Source organism: Myroides sp. LJL119 (genome assembly GCF_054871605.1).
Genome location: NZ_JBTXLO010000002.1, coordinates 225799 through 245544, shown reverse-complemented (window position 1 = coordinate 245544; position 19746 = coordinate 225799). Strand labels below are relative to the sequence as shown.

The window sequence follows — 19746 nt, the reverse complement described above, 5'->3', positions numbered from 1 at the left end:
GGAAATATGTTGAAAAAGTTACCGAAAAGGTAACAGCAAGTTATGTTTTGAGGCACTCGAAATTACATTTGTGCCATCAAAACGACTTGCTCTTGCAGAGGGCTGGAAAACTACTCCGAAGTCGCTAGTTTTGTGTTTAAATTGTTGATAGACTCAAAATATTAAGGGGTTTATTAAATTTTAATTCCTTTTTAAATTAGAAATGTTTAATTTAGATTTCTTTGTTTTTTTTTAAACACAAATAAATTCAAATTCACAATAATAAAATGAGCATTAAAGAAGATATTCATGTACTTTTTAAAAAAAACACTGGTTATGCTGAACCTGAACATGCAATAAATCAGTCTGAATCATTAAAATCTTTATCCGTTGATCTTTACACTGATTCAAAAAGGTTTGTTTATGAATTACTACAAAATGCTGATGACTCAGTAATACCAGGAGTGTCTGTAGAGGTGGGAATAAGACTTTTCGATGATTTTTTAGTCGTAGCGCATACTGGTAAACCGTTTGACAAAAGAGATTTGCGAGGCATCTGCGGTGTTAGCGACGGAACTAAAAAAAAGTCATTTGAAAAAACAGGTTATAAAGGTATAGGTTTTAAAGCTGTATTTGGACAATCAGATAAAGTAGTTATTTATTCAAATGGAGATTATTTTAGGTTTGATTCAAATTATACTTTCGGGTGGAATACTAAATGGGGAGATAATCAACGAAAATGGGAAATAGATAATGATAGACTGTTTTATTATCCTTGGCAGATTATACCAATATATACCGAACCCGAAGAGATTGATGAAAGAATCAACGCCTTTATAAGTGATGGTGGATTTACTGTAGCAACAATTATTTTATTGTCAAAAGGCAAAGATGATGTAAAAAAAGCAGTTGAAGAATTATCATCAAATGTCAATATGTTTTTATTTCTTAAAAACATACAAGAATTAGACTTTAACATAGCGACTCCAAATATTATTACGCTAAATAGAGAGCAAGATTCTACATATGTTGAAATTAAACACAATGGAAATACTAAATTTTCATGGATAATTAGATCGGTTAAAATACAAGTTCCAACAGAAATAAGCATAAAATTAAAAGAAGAAAAGAATATCCCAGATAAACTTTTGAATGCTACTGAAACAGAGTTAACATTTGCAGCAAAAATAGATCAAGATACTATTCAAAAGTTAAGCATTGATGAGAGATTACTTTATTCATATCTTCCTACAGAAGAAAGAAAATATGCTTTTCCTGTCTTAGTCAATGGTAGCTTTGTGATGGGTGCAAACAGGGAAACATTACATGAAGACTCTAAATGGAATAATTGGCTCTTTGAAAATATTCCTGCTGAATTATTAAAATGGATATCAGAATTGGTAAGAGAAAAATTTGGACAGAGCGCTTATGAATTGATACCAATAAAACCATCTATCAGCAATCTTTTAACTTCATCTTATCAAAATGGTTTATCAAGAGCACTCAATTCAATTCCTTTTATTATTTCGAATAAAAATGAATTAATTAGAGCTAATCAGGCAATAATCGATATTACTTCAATGTCAAAAAGAACTTTTATCACCGAAGGAGCTACAAGAGAATTTGTCATTGGTAAAAATAACATCCAAACAATTCATACAAATCCTTTTCTACCTTACACAGGATATGTACAAATTTTGAAAAATAGTGGTGTTTCTGTTTTTGATTGGGAAGATGTGCCAAAATTGTTAGAATCTAGTGCTTTTCAAAAAAGGCATTCAAGTAATGATAATATTCAGCTAATTCAGTTTTTTAAACAACAATGCGAAATAGAGAATCCAAAAAATATTAATGAAAATAGAATAAAGGGTTGGTCTTTTATTCTCGATCATAAAAGGAATATTCTTTCTCCATCAAACATTTATTTTCCAACACCTGACGATGAAAATTGGGATGACCCCGACAGTGAAATTTCGTTTTTGCATGCAGATGTTCAAAAATTTTTACTCCAAAATCCTGAAACAAGAAATTGGTTAGAAAAGATAGGTGTAACTGAAAAAACAGATCTTTCTTATCTCAGAAAAACTATCATTGCTAATGCATCTGTGTATAGTACTCTCGAAAATACATTGGGTACAATAGCGACCATTTTTAGTCTCTATACTAAAAATGAAATTGGCAAAGATGAGCTAGAAAAACTTTCTGAACTAAAACTATTAACCAGTAAAGGCAGTCTATTATCAGCAAGACTCTGTTATTTTTCCGACACCTATAATCCAAGGCTTAAATTACAGACGGAGTTCCAGGATGATATTTTTATTAGTGAAAGCTATTTGTCTGATAATGCTGAAAAAGATGAGTGGAAACGCTTTTTTAAAATGATGGGTGTAAAAGATGGTATAACAGCTATACCATATCCTAAAACGAGTAAGTTAGAGTTAACTCGACAATATCAATTTTTAAATGATTATTTCGAAAAAGAAGATAAATATTTTACACCTTTTCTATCAACATTTCAAGCCAATGAATATTCAGGATTAATAACTTTACTTTTTCTTGCCAAATCCAATAATATCAAATTTTTAAAAATATTCTGGTCAGATGTTATTAAAAATATAAGTGTTGAAGATTTTAATACTCCAGCAATTGCTTATTGGGGTAGATCTGGATTTCCGGGAAGAAACGATGGTGATCCAGTTCAAAATTATTTAGAGTGGTATATTCAAAATAATGATTGCCTTCCTACTTTGATGGATACATGTAAAAATACAAGCGAAGTATATTTAAACACTGAAGACATTTCAACTGTAGCGGGACACTATTTACCAGTATTTTTTAATGATGATTTAACTCAAGATTGGAAAGCCTTTTTTAATTTCAAAACAAAATTATCTTTAGAAGATCATTTAGAAATATTAAAGAAGATAGCTTCTGATCTAAACAGGGAGGGCAAAGTAAAGAAGGAGAACATCACACGTATCCAATTAATATACAAAGCCCTACTTGATCAATGTATTAATTGGAGTTCGGAAGATATTTTAAAAGTTGATAAATGGGCTACAGATGGTTATCTACTTGGCACGAAAGGCTTCTTTTTTGAATGTCATTCACTTAATTTTTTCATAGATGGTAATGAATCAATTTTTCAAGATCAATTACCTTTTTTATCTGTTAACGCGGAAAACAGTCAATCGCCAGCACTCGAGTCATTTTTAAATTGTTTTAAAATAAAAATGCTGAAAGAAAGTGATTTTAAATTGATATATTCTCAAAAAGAAATTTGTTCGGATCTGATTGATAAGTTGAATTCAATTGTTCCTTACTTCATAGAGTGGATTAAAAATCAGTCAACCGATTATGATACCAGAGATTCACTAGAAAATCTTGAGCGAAAAATTAATGAACTTAATGTTTTTCAAGCTGATGAGCTCAAAATTAAACATGCCGATGTTGATTTTATAAAGAATGTAAATGTTCATTTTAATAACTTAAACCTTTTTGTCACAAATCCGTGGAATAGCAATAGTGTTTTACTGAAATTACCTGAAACCCTATGCCGATATTTTTATCTGTTGGGTCACGAAAAGAAATTGGACTTTTTGCTAAGATCAAGCAAGGGTGAAATACAGCAACATTTTACTCAAGAAAATATTGATATCCCTGAAAAAGTTAGTAGTACAGATACTACACCTAATATTGAAAACAATCACGATGACTTTCATCAAGTAAAAGGAACAATTGATAAATCTATTATACCTTCCGATTTCTATCATTTATCAAAGTCCGATTTTGACTCATTAAATTATGCCAAAAGTATTATAAATAGAGCTGTAAAGAATGTTATTAAATATCTTCAAACCCTTTCAGAATATGATTGTAATGAATATTATATAATTGCAGAAAGTGTAATCGGAGGCATTAAAAAAAATGGAAATGAAATAACAGTTGTAGCAAGACCATCCGATGATAATTTCATCTTGTTATACTATACATCGGAGTTTGATGTTCTTGAATATGTCGATGCTGAATTATGGTGTGAAGACGGCTTACACGAACCTAAACAAGTAACATTGGGTCAGTTACTAAAGAAAACGGGTATTAATAAAATTCCAGTGAAGAATATTCATGTTTCTCACTCAGAACTTGATGCACTACTAACTACTCCCAAGAATGAAGAATTAGAATTTAATGCAGTTCCATTTGTTCCGCAAAAGATAGCTCAAATTATTTCATCATTTGCAAATACTAATGGGGGATCATTGATTTTTGGAATTAAGGAGATAAATCCGAATAACAATGAGATGGTAGGTCTAAGTAATGATTTCAGAATTGATGAAATCACTAAAAAAGCGATTTCATTACTTCAACCTATTCCACATATAGAATATGACTGGGTACAGATAGCAGATAAATCTATTTTTATGATCAAGACTACTAAATCAGAAACTGATATTTTACTTGACAACAAAAAATACATAAGAAAGCAATCTAAATCATTTGTAGAAGAAACATCAGCCGAATCTGGAATAACATTACATGTTCCAAGCTTTAATAAAACAATTGCAATTATAATTGGGATTGAAGACTATTTTCCAAAAAACAATATATCACCTGTTAAGTATGCAAATTCTGACTGCCAAAAGTTTAAGGATATACTAATAAACAATTTAGACGTAAAAGAAGATGAAATCTACACGTTTATAAATGAAGAGGCTCTGAAAAATTCAATAGAGTATGAGTTAAAACAACTCTTTCATTACTTAACCGAAACTGATCGATTAATTTTTTATTATGTAGGACATGGCTTTCATAATGGTATAACTAATTATTTATCAACTTACGATATGCATAAAAGTAACATACCTGGAACGGCAGTTTCATTAAGAACAATTTTATTAGATCCACTACAAAAATCTAAATGCAAAAATGCACTTATTTTTATAGATGCCTGCGCTCAAAGTTTTCAAGATGAAAATGAGAGAAACCAAGTTTCTAATATCAACGATGAAGAGCTAGTATTACTTTCTAATGATTTCCCACATTATGCTACATTTTTATCGTGTCAATCAGGGCAAAGTTCATATTCAAGTGACAATTTAAAGAATGGTATATGGACATATCATCTCGTAGAAGGCATAAGTGGTAATATCCCTAAAGTAATTAAAGCTAATAAATATATAACGGATAGATTACTCAGCGACTATCTTTCAATCAATGTAGCCGAATATACAATGAATGAACTGGGAAAACATCAAAATCCAAAAACAATATTTGATTCAAGCTTTGAAAATGTTATTACAACGTCAGATATCAAGTAATATTTAATGTTTAAATAATACATTTAACAAAAAGCCTGTAAATTATTTTTGCATGCTCTAATATTTCTTGTTAGATAACATTTATCTTTTATTTATATTAACATGAATTTCAATGATTTATTTTTTAAAAATTTGTTATTAAAGTAATCATTAAGTAGTATATTTATTTCAGAATCAAAAACGATTCCAATCATAGTTCATAGTTTAAAGCTTTCGTAATTAGATGTTCTCAACAAATCAAAAGAGTGAAGCTCCCTATTTATAAAGTATACAAGATAAAAGAGGTAAACCCTCTTTCTCCACAACATAAATAGCATTATTACCTTATAAAGGTTTCAAAACAAGACAAAAACCTGCAGATTGATTAATTTAGACATGCCCCAAAAAGTTAGACACTTTTTGGGGCATTTTTTATGAGTAGAAAACAGAAATATGATTATAAATTTAAGTTGCGTTTAGTAACTATAATTTTACAAAGAAAAGATAGTATAAATGGGCTTGCTAGGCAAAATATGTATTCCGGTGAAAGTGGACAGGTAATTCTGGACTGCAGGCTTTTTTCTATTTGACTTAGATAGTTATTTATTTTAAAAGGGATGTTTGTTTTATATAAATAGTCTATAATCATAAGTATTACCTTCAAATCGAGCTAAAAGTTTTCCGATTCTTGCAATCTGATTAGAAGAATCAATCGTTGAAGGAAGTTTGGAATATAAATCTAACGAGTTCCAATTCATTTTAGTTAGACCTAATATTTCTGTAGCAAGAAGATCGATATTTGATTCACCATAGTGTTTTGTTATTTTGATGGGGGCTGGAATACTTCTTCCTCCTAAATAAAATCTATAATTTGTATTCCTTACTGAAGGTACTATTCCATGTGTCCATAGAAGTGCAGAGAACTTATTAGTTACAATACATGTTCCTCTTGATATTGGAAATTTATCTATCTGAATATTATTGTTGAATACATTCATTGCTAAAAAGCGTGTATCAGTTTCAAAATTAATTTCTACTAAATCAATTTTATTTATTCCTGCTATACTTAAACTATCTTTAATTCCATTGATTTCATCTTCTGTAAATTTTGTTCTTTTATGTATGACAACTCTTTCAGGCAATGTGTCCATAGATTGATAAAAGAGCTCTCTAATAGAAACACCAAATTGAAATGCATCTTTATATGATAGGTATGGATTATTTTGTTTGTCTAAATAATAATCATCTATTTTAGCTAATCTATATTTCAATCCTTGACCATTAGAGTCATATATATGACTACATCCTATAACAATTTCTGACTTGTTATGTATTTTTGATATACTATACCCTATACCAGCATATGCTGTTTTTCTTTCTTGATTATTTAAAATCCATGGAGTACGTAATGATTTTACATAAAAGGATAACGATAACCACCAATATATTTGACATTTTAATTTATCAAACAAGGTATTTTCTCTGATTAATTGAGTTGATATACCTTTTGAAGCTGAAAAAGCTTTGATATAGTCATGTAGATCAAAACTTTCTTCATCATTGATATAATTTTCAAATTGTTTCCATTCTAATGGAATAAAGATAACTATTGTGCTAGATCCTTGTGTCGCACTAATTTTTTCTATTTTATTAGTAATTAATCTTGCTAAGTTCAAGGCATTTTGGTGTGTTTCTTTATTGAGGTCAGGAATAAAATTTATATCAAGCCAATTGTTTTTGTCATTTTTAGAAGGAATATTTAAAGGAATGTTAAATATGTTATAGAAGCCAGGATAGTCAATTAAATAATCAGGATTAGTGTTTTGAGTACTATGCTTTAGTTGTAAATCTGATAAAAAATCACTTAAATTAGAGGCGTAGTTACTACTACAGATTACAGATAGATTTATTTCATTTGATAGAATCTTACCATTTAAATTTACATCATAAGGACGATTATTAACTAACCCTCGCATAGGATGATAATCTTTGAAATCTAAATCTGAGCCTATATTTTTGAATATTAACTGAGGTTCTAAAAATTGTACTCCTTTAAATTGTGTTTGTTGTTTATTGTAATTTTTAGGTATAAAAGATTTGTGATTATTGTCAAGAACATTAATTTCACCAAATGCTGTATTTGATGAAATTTGGAAAACGAAACCTGTTCCTGAGTTAACAGGATATTCAAATTTAATATTTTGATTATTAAAAAGGACATTGTTCCAGTATTCTAACTCTTCATCGTATTTATTATTGTATAATTTCTCCAACATCCTTTTACCAATATTCTGCTTTTGAATTTTAGATATTTCAAAATCTGAATCTAGGTATAATGTAGGTGTAAAAGATAAATAACCAAATTTTGAATTCTTATCAAAAAAGAAGGAAATATAGATAGCCTTATGTACTCTGATATCCCCATAATTAGAAGATGGACTACTCATCCAAATTTTGTCTTTAAAATTAGAATTAACACTTTTCGTATCACAAAAAAATCTGGTTACTGCTTTTAACATTAATGATTTGAATGCACTAACATTCTCAATATCAAAACGAGATATTGGAACTCTCTTTATATCTGATTTAATAAAAGTTCGAAAAGTAGAGTTTATCTCGCTTAGTGTTCCTAATGCAAATACTTTCTTTTTAAAAGGAACTGCAACAATATTAGTATTTTCTGTTAATTCTCGTAAGAATTTCCATGGTGTTTCATTTTTGTAATCAATCTCAAATTGAAAAACTTCTTTCGGGAAAACAATAGGATGTAAATTACTTTTAATAAATTTATCTGTTTTTGTAAAACCTAAACTAAATATTGTTTTGATGTTATCTGTAGCAGACGTGTTTTCTAAAGTTTTCTGTAACTTAGTTGATAGATTCTTATTTCCATCAGAGATAGTTTTAACTAGATGAATTAATGTCTTGTCAAAACCATCAGTTGAAATATAATACGCTTCTCTACCATTTTGTCTAATTGAAGTAATTAATTTTTTTACATCATCATTTATAACACTTCCGTATCCACACCAATATAACCTGCCACTACCAGGCTGACTAAAAGCAGTTTCTAAGGCTGTCATTAATGAAATATCTCGACCGCTGTATCCACTAACGATAAGATTTTTATCTATATGATAGTTAGCTAACTGTTCTTTAAATAAATCATTTTGACTATCTAATTCAGTATTTGTATTCTTTAAAGTTGAGTATTTGTAGTCTCCATGTAGAGCAATACATAATAATTCTCTAGTACTTTGGTTTCTGAAAATTCTATCTGAATTATCAAGGGTTATTTCTATTGGTGTAAGATTATTTTGATAACTAGCCCTAACTATTAATCCATCAAAATTAGTAGTCCAGACTGATTTAACAATGCCAAACTCAGATAATAGACATAATAACTTGTAACCGATATAAGGTTCTTTGTTTTCTATTAAATCAAAGAAATATTTTCTTCTATCACCAGCTATTGGATATGCTTTTTCTGCATAAAAAGAATATTCTTCTATAGAATCTAGTTTAGGAAATATTCCTTGGGCATCCAACCATGTTTGTATACTTTTTCTTACAGCTCCATTTTTGTGATCTTTATAAAATTCCCCTGCATTAATATTTTTAGAAATATAGATATCTTTTTTCCATTCCCATATACAATCATAAGCAGATTGAATACCTGAGCTTATTGAAGCACCAGCGCCCAATAGAAATGAATGTGGTACATCCCCATTTCTTTTAATAGATCTTAAAAAAGCGTCATAGTCAAGTTCAAAATTTTCTATCATTAGATTTTTAGTAATTGTAAGGTTAAAATATAAAAATACAATTTATTTATCTATTTAGAAAAGAGGTGAAAAGTAAGTCCTTCTTTTTCAAAATAGAATACCCCCCAACTATCGCTAAGTTGGGGTGTTTTATTTCATTCACTCTCCATCATCTTTAAAATATCTTCGTACCTATAAAACATTAAACCACCAATCTTTTTAAATGGTATAGTACTATTTATTCTCATATTTTGTAAGGTACCAGGAGAAATACCCAGAAACTTTCTTACCTCATAGCTTTTGATCCATTGTTTTATTTCTTGATCTTTCTTTCTATTAAAAGGACTATACCTTCTTATCTCCGTAATAATCTCTTGTTTAAAATCTCAAGGCCTTCTTTTGTAATAAATTCTACTTTCATAATTAATAGTATTTAGGGTTAGTTTTGATTTGTATTAAGCTACTACAAGCTTAGTTCTAACCCTAAATAACAATCTGTATGCACTGGTTTAGTTCTGTTGTCTTTGGGAGGTTTAGTTTGACTCTTCAAAGTTGTACTTGTGATTTTCTTGAAGAAGTCTTCTTTCTATTAAGTTGTTCATATCTTCGCCCAGTTTATGTTCTAATACCTTCGCATAGATTTGAGTTGTTTTAATAGCCGTATGCCCAAGCATCTTACTCACTGACTCAATAGGTACGCCATTCTTTAGTGTAATGGTTGTAGCAAAGGTATGTCTGGCTAAGTGGAAAGATAAGTTCTTATCTATTTCACAGATAATAGCAATCTCTTTTAAGTAACCATTCATTCGTTGGTTACTAATAACTGGAAACAGTTTGCCTTTGGCAAAAGCCACTGGATGGTCTTTGTATTTTTCAATTAGCTCTAGAGCTTCAGGTAATAGTGGAACTCTAACAGGTATTTTAGTTTTCTCTCTACTTGATATAATCCAATCTTTTCCATCACTTCCTTTAGCTATATTTTGAGGTACTGAGTAAAAGATGTCTATATAAGCTAAGCCAGTATAACAACTAAACAAAAACATATCAAGAACAGCTTGTAATCTTTCAATAGCAAAATTCTTGTTTACAAGGATTTCAAGTTGAGATTTAGTTAGGTGTCCTCTTTCTGTCTTCTCAAATTGAAGTTTATATTTGGTAAAGGAATCTTTTTCCATCCATTCCATGGTGATAGCTAAGTTGATTAACTTTTTAAACCTTTCAATGTGTTTCATAATACCATTGTTATTTAATGGTTGATGCTTGTAAATAGGTTTGCAGTTTCTTAGGAAGTTTTCAAAATCGAAGATAAATTTGTAGTTAATCTCGCTTAAATAGATGTCAGTTCGATTGTGTACTTTACGCAAATAGCTTTTAAGGTACTTTTCCGTAGAGAAGTAATTCCTTAGTGTACCATAAGCTAATTTGCTTGTAGCAATCTCTCTGTGATAGTCTATAAGCTTTAAAAGTGATGATTCAGTATCATCATGTCCAAGAAAAATGTTTTTAACAGCTCCAATTGAGACAACTCTTTTTTGTTGGACTAATTGATGATAGGCATCTATAATGAGAGAACGTACTCGCTCAATATGTGCATTGATTCGAACCGTGTCCTCACTTTTTCCTTTAATGTTATCCCAAGAAGTAGGGGATATTTTTAGTTTTAAAGAAATTTCTGTTCGTTGTCCATTTACCGTTATCCTTGCGTATATAAGGGATGGAACTGTTTTGTTTGAATTAGAAACACGTATAATGAAGTGTATTCCAAATGTGTTTTTTGTTTTCATATCAATCTATTTTAATGTTAACCGAACTGTTTTGATATGGTTTTAAAAACAACTCACCTGAATAGTACTAAAACAAGACCAAAAAGCACTGAATTAAACTAAAATAATGAATTTAATTTATTGAAAAACAATTAGTTAAACTCGATTCGGTGAGCTAATTTACCTTTTAAAAATAGCTCACCTAATAGCTCACATTTAGATTGATTTACAATGGATTATTATGATATATTTAAACATAAAAAAATCCGTAAGTAATTGACACTTACGGATTTATAGACATTTTTATGTCGAAAAAGTCGGGGTGGCAGGATTCGAACCTGCGACCTCCTGGTCCCAAACCAGGCGCGATGACCGGGCTACGCTACACCCCGTTTAATCGGTCTATTTTGTTGTTTTGAGAGTGCAAATATACAACAGCTTTTTAATAAAACAATAAAAAATAGATGTTTTTTGAATATATTTTTATTTTATTTTTATCAATAGCATTTAAAAACCTGTAAATCAATAAATAACATTTCTCAATTAAATCCAACAGATTTTAGCCTATCACTACCTCAGCTGTTTAATTTTTCTTTGATACACTAGTTTTATTTGTATTTCGCTGTTTAATAAGCCAAAAAAAACAATCTATTTGATTCTAATCTGGCTAATAAACCTTTTTATAAAATCAGTTATAACATAAACTCTACTAAATATTTTATTCCCTTTATAGGATTAAATACCCGTAAAATAATTTTACTTTCGCTTAAGGAAAATCAAACTTGAATAACAAGTGAGATTTTAAATTAGCTTAAAATAATATTAAACTAAAATTACTTTTTATGTGGATTATCTACGCCCTATTATCTGCTTTGTTTGCCTCACTAACGGCAATTTTTGCCAAGCTAGGTGTATCTAATATTAATTCTAATTTGGCAACGGCTATCCGTACAATTATTGTGCTTATTATGATTTGGTGTATTGTACTGGCAAAAGGAGAAGCAAAGGGAATTAGCACCCTGTCCAAGCAAAATATAATCTTTTTAGTTATATCAGGAATTGCAACGGGCCTTTCTTGGATTTTTTATTTCAAAGCGATACAATTAGGAAATGTATCACAAGTTGCAGCTATTGATAAATTAAGTGTGGCTTTAACCATTATCTTAGCTGTTACCTTTCTAGGGGAATCACTGTCTTTAAAAACAGCAATTGGCGCAGGCTTAATTCTATGTGGTACCCTGGTGTTGATTATTAAGTAAAATTCATGTGAATAGTCAAGTGAGATACACGCCTTTTTTTAAGACTTATATTTTTTAATTATTTCACTATTGAATTTTTCTTTAGCATCTTATTTTGTTTAGGATTAAAAAAAACTATTTTTGTGTCAGTTAACAATTAAAGAAACAATTATGTCTGATATAGAAAGAGTAAAGTGTCTGATTATTGGTTCAGGACCTGCAGGATATACAGCTGCTATTTATGCTGCTAGAGCAAATATGAATCCAGTTTTATACCAAGGAATGCAACCCGGTGGGCAATTAACCACTACCAATGATGTGGAGAACTTCCCTGGATATCCTCAAGGAATCACTGGTCCGGAGATGATGATGCAATTTCAAGAACAGGCCAAACGCTTTGGCGCCGATATACGCGATGGTTGGGTTAGTAAGGCTGAGTTACAAGCAGATGTGAAAAAAATATGGGTTAACGATAGCCTTGAGATTCATGCAGATACTGTAATTATCTCAACAGGAGCTACTGCTAAATATTTAGGATTAGAGTCCGAGCAACATTATTTAAATTTAGGCGGTGGAGTTTCAGCCTGTGCGGTTTGTGATGGATTCTTTTACAGACAACAAGAAGTTGTTATTGTTGGTGCTGGTGATTCAGCTTGTGAAGAAGCACATTACTTATCTCAACTTTGTAAAAAAGTTACTATGCTTGTTCGTAGCGAGAAATTTAGATCTTCTAAAATTATGGAAGACAGAGTTAGAAACACTCCAAATATTGAAATCCTAATGAACACAGAAACAGTTGATGTACTAGGAGATGGTCAAGTTGTAACTGGTGTAAAAGTATTTGATAAAACCACACAAAGTGAAAAAGTTATTCCAGCAACAGGATTCTTTGTAGCCATTGGTCATAAACCAAACACAGATATCTTCCAAGGACAATTACAGATGGATGAAACAGGATATTTAATTACTAGTGGAAAAACAAGTAAAACAAGTCTTCCTGGAGTATTTGCCTGTGGAGACGTACAAGACTCTGAATACCGTCAAGCCATTACAGCCGCTGGTAGTGGTTGTACAGCTGCTTTAGATGCAGAGCGCTATTTAGCCAGTAAATCATAAGGTTGTTTTACAAATAACAATTTTAAATATAAAAATCCCAGTTGTTTTAACTGGGATTTTTTTGTGTTACTTAAGTTTTTCTACACCTTAGAAATTTACCTAAATTGTTTTGAATTAATAATTTGCCTTTTTTATGATTTTCATTCTATAAAATCCATAGAGTCTAATCTATGGGCTACCCATATAAAAAGCTGTGCTTGGGAGTATAACTACTTATAATAAGCAAGAAAGAAATCTTTTTTATAAACCTCACCCAAGGGAATCTCCACTTTGTTTATAAACAAACTGTGGTTATTAAAAGAATCAATATGGTTGGTATTTACAATATAAGATTTACTAACTCGTAAAAATAACGCTTTATTTAATTTTTTATGGATGGTTTTTAAATTTAAAGCCGTAATTAATTTTGATTCCAAAGTATGTATAACAACATAATCCTTTAACCCTTCAATGAAAAGAATTTGATTTAAATTCACTTTAAAATTTCGACGTTGGGATTTAATCCAAATAAAGTCTTGATCGTCTTGTGAAAAACTATCCCTAGTTGGTTGTTGTTGTAACTGTGCAATGGAAGTAGCTTTATTAATGGCTTTAATTAAACGAGATTTATTAACTGGTTTTAATAAATAATCCACTGCATCTACATCATAGCTCTCATAGGCATAATGTACATAGGCTGTTGTAAAAATCACAAGGGTAGTTCTTGGAATAACAGCAGCGAATTCCAATCCTGTAAAAAAAGGCATTTCAATGTCTAAGAAAACCAAATCCACTTGGTTTTGTTCCAAAAATTCTTTTGCTGTAAAGGCATTGGAAAAACTTCCTAGAATTTCAAGATCACAGACCTCATTAATTAAAGCCTCCATCTCTTTTCTGGCCAAAGGCTCGTCATCTACAACAATACAATTCATAATGGGATTGTCAAATTTACAATAAACTGATTTTCTTTACTTATTATCTCCAAGTCCTGTTTGCCAGAATATAATAACTCTAAACGCCTTTTTATATTGCATAAGCCAAGTCCACCACTTTTATTTTTATATAATAAAAAGTCCTTACTTTTTGAATTAACACACTTAAAGATTAACTTATCATTGCTTATGCTTATATCAATTTTTATATAACTGATCTGTTCATGAATATCAAAACTATATTTGATCGCATTCTCTACAAAAACGGTAAATAAACCAGAGGGTATGAAAAGTGATTTTATACGATTATCACTTATTTTACAGTTAAAGTCAATTAATAAATTATCTTTTCGGATTTTTTCTAAATTTAAGAAATTTAAAATAAACTCAATTTCACGAGACAGCAAAACCCTATCGCGATTGCTTTCATAGAGCTGGTACCTTAAAAACTCCGAAAGTTTAATAAGCACCGTGGTAGCCAATTCGGGTTGTGTTCGAATAAGAGCCTTGACATTATTAAGCATATTGAACAAAAAATGAGGACTCACCTGATTTCTTAATGCATTTAGCTCCATGGAGTAAGTTAAGCTTTTTAACTCCACTATACGCTCTTTATCTCTTATCCAATACTGGAGAAGCTTTATGGTTGTTGACAATGAAATAAAAGAAGCGCAAATAAGAATTATCGAATAATTGACTTTTGATTTTCTTAATGAGCTTATGGCAACAAGGCGATGTTCATTAAAATAATTATCAAAAAACCATTCTATTGCATTTATCCCCAATAAAACAAGAAGAATTAGTGATATAGAATATAGTATGTATCTATTTTTAAATAAAAAAACAGGTATTAATACATACATATTAAAATAAAACATGCCTATAAAAATACCATAAATAAGAAAAATAACACAATAGGCTATATTTCTAGGAAACTCATTAAAGAACTCCCCAAGGTATAAAAGGAAAAAAAAAGCAATTAAGAAAAAAGCATGTCGTATTAATCGTAAGCGTTTAGAAATTAAAAAGCTTATAATAAATCCGTTGTTAATATCTTTTTTTCCCATAGACCTGTAAAACTTACTACTTACCTACTAACCACCCTATTTTTATTAAAAATCCAAATAACATGGCTTTAATCTAATTCTCTTTTTTTCAACAAGGTAAATGGATTAAATGAAATACCTACGTTAAAATAAAACGTTGGATCAGGTTTTAACTCAACAACTGCATCATTAAAAGACTCATGTTTTTCAAATATTCTTGCACTTGGAGTGACTTTAAGCCCACCTTTAGCTGTTAATACAAAATCCCCTAGGGCATATTCATAAACCAAGCCTGAATTTATCTCTACTTGGCGGTATAGGTAGGTTTTGTTTGTGTTGTCAAAATTATACAAATAAAACGAGCTTAGATCCATTTCACTTCCCAAAGAAATTCTTCCAGCCGAAAAGGTATTTTTCCTAAGATAAATACTCTTGGGTAAAGTTGCATCAAAAACAAATCCTTTATTGAATTTCACCTCATAGGTTACAATGGGCAAAACAGGTACCTGGGTGTTTACATCAATATTACCAAGTAACCCCACACTAAGTACGCTTTTTGGACTACTTTTCAATACAATGACACCCGATATAATTCCCTTAATGTTTTCAAAATGCTTATCACTCCCCTCCACAACAGCACTTGCCGAGTAAACAACCCTTTTACCAAACAAGCTAGAGAAATAGGCAAAGTTAAAAGAGGTAAAAAAGTAGTGATAATTATTCGAGAGTAAGTTTGATTTATTTAAATTAGGTTGGTTTGGTTTTAAATCCAAATCTGTATTTTTATATCCCAGGGTGACTCCAAGACCGTAATTTCTTTTCTTTACAAAAGTAGCCGTAGCTGTAACTTTAATCTGTTGAAATCTATTAACCTTACCACGGTCTAATATATCCATACCTTTGTCTGTTTTATACTTGTATGGAGAGGGACTTGTAAATTCAATATTCAAAGGTCGTATTATAGTGAATTTATCTGCTGCGTAACTAGCCACTTGTCGAGGTGCACTAATACTATCTTTGGATCTTTCAGATACTTTTTGTTCTTGCGAGAAGCAATTAATAGACAGTAAAAGACTACCTATTAAAAACATCGACTTTTTAATCATAAATAATTTTCTTTTTTTTATGGCAAGGCTGATTCTAATATAAATAAATTTAATCAAATTTATCTTATCACAACATACCTGATTAACCTTCTAAGGTGTAAATAAAGCAAGAATAAATGGCTTACCTTTTATTATTATACCAAATGCGTAGTTTATTATACAAACCATTTTCATTAACTACAAAACACCATCTTGTATAGCGAATTCTACAAAAAAACTTCCAGTAATTTAAATTGTAATATACTTTTTTAGCATCACCAAAAGTGCTTTTTTTTTGTTACTCCAAGTTATTTACCAATAATAGCTTTTATTATAATAAAGCTAAAAAATTAACACCTTTTTTTTAGGTTGTTTTTTACCTTTTTTATTTCAAAGACCCTTTATCTACATTTGTTTTTATATCCTACCCTTTGTTTAAAACATCCGGAATTTACAGATTACTTCAAACCGGCAAAAAAAAATAAACAAAGTTTAATTTATATAAGTAAGCAAATTCGTCTATTTATAACAAGTTGTCTTACCTAGGTGTTAGTAAACACATAAAAAGCGGATGTTATGAAAAACACCCGCTTTTTAAAAACTAATCCTATTTTTACAACTCTTTATGTTGGTTTAAATACTTACTCTAACTGGATAATAATAAACTCACTTCGTCTGTTTTCTTGATGTTGTTGATCACTACAATCCACATTATTTTCACAAGAATTCACCAGTTGCGTTTCACCATATCCTCTACCGGTTAATCTCCCTGGGTTTACTCCTTTACTAATCATCCACTGGATTGTGGACTTGGCTCGACGCTCAGATAACTTCATATTATAAGCATCTTCTCCTTGACTATCGGTATGTGAACGAACATCTACCTTCATACTTGGGTGTTGTAGCATTAAATCCACTACCTTTTGCAATTCTACTTGCGCATCACTGCGTATCTTATCGGAATCAAAATCAAAATGAATAGGATCTAATTTTAACTTCTTAAATAAATCATCTCCTTTTTGAATTAACTCCATTTGTACATCTACCCTTTGACTAATATCGCGATTAACATCAACAACAAATTCTTTAGAGAAGTACTTTTGTTTATTAACCTTCACTGTATAGTGTTGACCGCATAAAAGTTTTTGGGCTTTGTAAAGTCCCTGTTGATCGGTAAAAACATTTTCGACAAGCTTGTTTTTCTTGTCATAAATTGCCAGCTCCACCTGTGAAATACCTTCATTTGAATCCACATCGATTACCATACCCTCTAAAGTTTGATAACATGTTTGCTCGATAAACAAATAAATATCATCCGTGCCTTTAGCTCCTGGTTTATTCGAACTCACAAATCCCTTGTTTGCTACAGGGTCTATATAGATAGCAAAATCGTCAAAAGCACTATTGATATCTGGCCCTAAGTTTACTGGTTCACCTAATTGATTATCGGAACTTATAAATGACTTAAACAAATCCAATCCTCCAAATCCAGGATGCCCATCACTGGAAAAATACAAAAAGTTATCACTGGAGATAAAAGCAAACGACTCACGCCCTTCGGTATTGATCTTGTCGGATAAATGTTCGACTTGACCAAAACGGCCCGTTTCATAAATAGCCACTCTAAATAAATCGGATTGACCCAAAGTTCCCTGACGATCCGAGCTAAAGTACAACCATTTCTCATCGGGGGTCAAAGCCGGATGAGCCGTATTATACCCCGGTAAATTAAAAGGTAACTCTTGGGCTGTACCCCAACTCCCATCGGGTTGTTTTTGCGATTTATAAATTTTTAATAAGGACGATTCATCTTGATTATATTGTGCACGTTTACTACCTGTGGTTGAACCATTATTACTATTAAAATACATCGTATTTCCATCTTTTGTAAAAATAGCCGATCCAATATTTAGTTGCTTAGAAGAAAGCTCTTTTGCAAATAACTCTGGTTCACTAAAACTACCGTCTTGTAATATATTAGTAGCATACAATTTGGTGAAATACTGATTTGTCCAACTGTGAATCTTATTTTTCATTTGTTTATTATCTCGAGAAGAGGTAAAAATCAAACGATCACCCAATAAAGTAGCCCCATAATCTCCAAGCTCACTATTGAATGATAAGTTGGATAAAGTAAAACGAGAGGCTCCTGTGGTTTGCTCTACTAATTTGGGATAAGTAATGAAAAATTTCCCTCTAGAATCCGAGCTTTTCTCTTGGGCGAATTCCTGTAATATTTGATCGGCTTTTGTTAGATAATTCATCGCCTTTAAGCTTTGGGCATATCTAAAATAATACTCTTTATCTAAAAGCATTACATTTTTATCCTGATAGGAACCCTCAAACAATTCATCATACCATTTAAAAGCCTGTTGATACTTGCCATTAAAATAATAAGCATCCGCTAAATTACTTAAGATAGATGCACTAACTTGTCCCTTGTCAATCATGTCTTGATAAATTTTAATTGCATCTACATAAGCATAGGTATCAAAGTTGTGATCTGCCTTACGCTGCTTTTTAATTTGTGCCATGCTCCATAAACTGGATAACAACAAACAAAGCATCGCAAGTTTAGTTATATAATTTCTAACCATATTTGCTAGTTTTTAGAAAAAGCGAGGAGCTACCTTTCTTTTGTTGTTACTAAATAATTCAAATTTTACAAAAATCTCATGTGAGCCAGAGTTATAATGGGCCAATTTACTGGTATCTGCATCATAGCTATACCCGATAAACAACTCATTGGATAACTGAAATCCTACTAAACCACTCACCGACGAATCCCAACGGTATCCAACTCCCAAGGTTAGTTTATTTACGAACATGAAATTTGCTGTTAAATCTACCTGTAACGGCGCCCCTGTTACCACTTTGGCCAAAGCTGCAGGCTTGAATTGTACCTGTTGACTTACATCAAACACATAACCAGCCATGGCATAAAAATGGGCTTTATTTTTCACAAGCTTATAGTTATTATCATTGTAAATATCACTTGATAAAATCATAGGTACAGACAACCCCAAATAAGCCCTATCCGAGTACAGATACACACCCGCGCCAATATTGGGAGAGAACTTATTGCTTATATTACTTTGGGAAATAGGATCTGTTTGGTCATAAATAAATAATTTGTCATAATTTACATCCAACAAATCTGCTGTGGCCTTTAAACCAAAAGCTAATTTATACTGGTGATCTAAATTAATGGTATAGGCCATATCAATAGAGAGACTATTTTTTTGCATTACCCCTAATTGATCGTTTTTAAAGTGAACTCCCATTCCAAGCCCATTGTCACTCAAGGGTATAATTCCAGAGAGATATGCCGTTGTAGGTGCGCCTTGCAATCCTACCCATTGATTGCGATACAGTCCAAAGATTTGTAGATTATTTACACTTGCTGCATATCCAGGGTTTACTGCCGCCGGATTATACATATACTGCACATATTGCGGGTCTTGTTGTGCCAGTGCTTGATTAACACTAACAATTACAAGGCACCACATGAATAACTGCCTAATTATTGTTTTTATATTCATTAGAT

The 19746-nt window shown here is 31.0% G+C and carries 10 protein-coding genes, 1 tRNA gene and 1 pseudogene; 3 read left to right on the top strand and 9 right to left on the bottom strand.

The annotated features are described in order from the left end of the window. Positions 1–266: 266 nt before the first annotated feature. On the top strand, positions 267–5297 hold the full coding sequence (locus ACYSNV_RS04020; RefSeq protein ID WP_461761277.1) for a sacsin N-terminal ATP-binding-like domain-containing protein: 5031 nt from the start codon (positions 267–269) through the stop codon (positions 5295–5297). Positions 5298–5902: 605 nt separating this feature from the next. Here ACYSNV_RS04020 and ACYSNV_RS04015 read toward each other — a convergent pair. The 4 genes and pseudogenes from ACYSNV_RS04015 to ACYSNV_RS04000 form a co-directional block, all read right to left on the bottom strand. After that, positions 5903–9061: an SIR2 family protein gene (locus ACYSNV_RS04015; protein ID WP_461761276.1), complete on the bottom strand. Its 3159-nt coding sequence runs from the start codon at positions 9059–9061 to the stop codon at positions 5903–5905. A 134-nt stretch (positions 9062–9195) separates the two neighbouring features. Beyond that, positions 9196–9461 (bottom strand): annotated as a pseudogene (locus tag ACYSNV_RS04010) (helix-turn-helix domain-containing protein). A 112-nt stretch (positions 9462–9573) separates the two neighbouring features. Next, positions 9574–10824, bottom strand: a complete 1251-nt coding sequence (locus tag ACYSNV_RS04005; protein ID WP_461761275.1) for a site-specific integrase — start codon at positions 10822–10824, stop codon at positions 9574–9576. Positions 10825–11120: 296 nt separating this feature from the next. Then, positions 11121–11195 (bottom strand) — tRNA-Pro (locus ACYSNV_RS04000). A gap of 450 nt (positions 11196–11645) precedes the next feature. Here ACYSNV_RS04000 and ACYSNV_RS03995 point away from each other — a divergent pair. Beyond that, the gene (locus ACYSNV_RS03995; RefSeq protein WP_461761274.1) at positions 11646–12062 is read left to right on the top strand and encodes an EamA family transporter; all 417 of its coding nucleotides are present in this window, start codon (positions 11646–11648) and stop codon (positions 12060–12062) included. Between the two features lie 150 nt (positions 12063–12212). Beyond that, positions 12213–13157, top strand: a complete 945-nt coding sequence (gene trxB, locus ACYSNV_RS03990; RefSeq protein ID WP_461761273.1) for a thioredoxin-disulfide reductase — start codon at positions 12213–12215, stop codon at positions 13155–13157. A gap of 209 nt (positions 13158–13366) precedes the next feature. Here trxB and ACYSNV_RS03985 read toward each other — a convergent pair whose 3' ends face one another. From ACYSNV_RS03985 to ACYSNV_RS03965, 5 genes are all read right to left on the bottom strand, one after another. Continuing rightward, a complete protein-coding gene (locus ACYSNV_RS03985) occupies positions 13367–14068 on the bottom strand; it encodes a LytR/AlgR family response regulator transcription factor (protein WP_461761272.1) in 702 nt (233 codons plus the stop codon). Continuing rightward, positions 14065–15135: a sensor histidine kinase gene (locus ACYSNV_RS03980; RefSeq protein WP_461761271.1), complete on the bottom strand. Its 1071-nt coding sequence runs from the start codon at positions 15133–15135 to the stop codon at positions 14065–14067. The genes ACYSNV_RS03985 and ACYSNV_RS03980 overlap by 4 nt, the downstream gene beginning before the upstream one ends. A gap of 68 nt (positions 15136–15203) precedes the next feature. Next, positions 15204–16220: a DUF6268 family outer membrane beta-barrel protein gene (locus ACYSNV_RS03975; protein ID WP_461761270.1), complete on the bottom strand. Its 1017-nt coding sequence runs from the start codon at positions 16218–16220 to the stop codon at positions 15204–15206. Between the two features lie 620 nt (positions 16221–16840). Then, entirely contained in the window at positions 16841–18796 is a 1956-nt protein-coding gene (locus tag ACYSNV_RS03970; protein ID WP_461761269.1) for an OmpA family protein, read from the bottom strand. A 12-nt stretch (positions 18797–18808) separates the two neighbouring features. Beyond that, on the bottom strand, positions 18809–19741 hold the full coding sequence (locus ACYSNV_RS03965; protein WP_461761268.1) for a PorP/SprF family type IX secretion system membrane protein: 933 nt from the start codon (positions 19739–19741) through the stop codon (positions 18809–18811). Positions 19742–19746 lie beyond the last annotated feature (5 nt).

Coding starts and splice junctions, on each gene's coding strand:
- ACYSNV_RS03975 (WP_461761270.1), bottom strand. CDS start 16,220: ATGATTAAAAAGTCGATGTTTTTAATAGGTAGTCTTTTACTGTCTATT.
- ACYSNV_RS03965 (WP_461761268.1), bottom strand. CDS start 19,741: ATGAATATAAAAACAATAATTAGGCAGTTATTCATGTGGTGCCTTGTA.
- ACYSNV_RS04020 (WP_461761277.1), top strand. CDS start 267: ATGAGCATTAAAGAAGATATTCATGTACTTTTTAAAAAAAACACTGGT.
- ACYSNV_RS03995 (WP_461761274.1), top strand. CDS start 11,646: ATGTGGATTATCTACGCCCTATTATCTGCTTTGTTTGCCTCACTAACG.
- trxB (WP_461761273.1), top strand. CDS start 12,213: ATGTCTGATATAGAAAGAGTAAAGTGTCTGATTATTGGTTCAGGACCT.
- ACYSNV_RS04005 (WP_461761275.1), bottom strand. CDS start 10,824: ATGAAAACAAAAAACACATTTGGAATACACTTCATTATACGTGTTTCT.
- ACYSNV_RS03980 (WP_461761271.1), bottom strand. CDS start 15,135: ATGGGAAAAAAAGATATTAACAACGGATTTATTATAAGCTTTTTAATT.
- ACYSNV_RS04015 (WP_461761276.1), bottom strand. CDS start 9,061: ATGATAGAAAATTTTGAACTTGACTATGACGCTTTTTTAAGATCTATT.
- ACYSNV_RS03985 (WP_461761272.1), bottom strand. CDS start 14,068: ATGAATTGTATTGTTGTAGATGACGAGCCTTTGGCCAGAAAAGAGATG.
- ACYSNV_RS03970 (WP_461761269.1), bottom strand. CDS start 18,796: ATGGTTAGAAATTATATAACTAAACTTGCGATGCTTTGTTTGTTGTTA.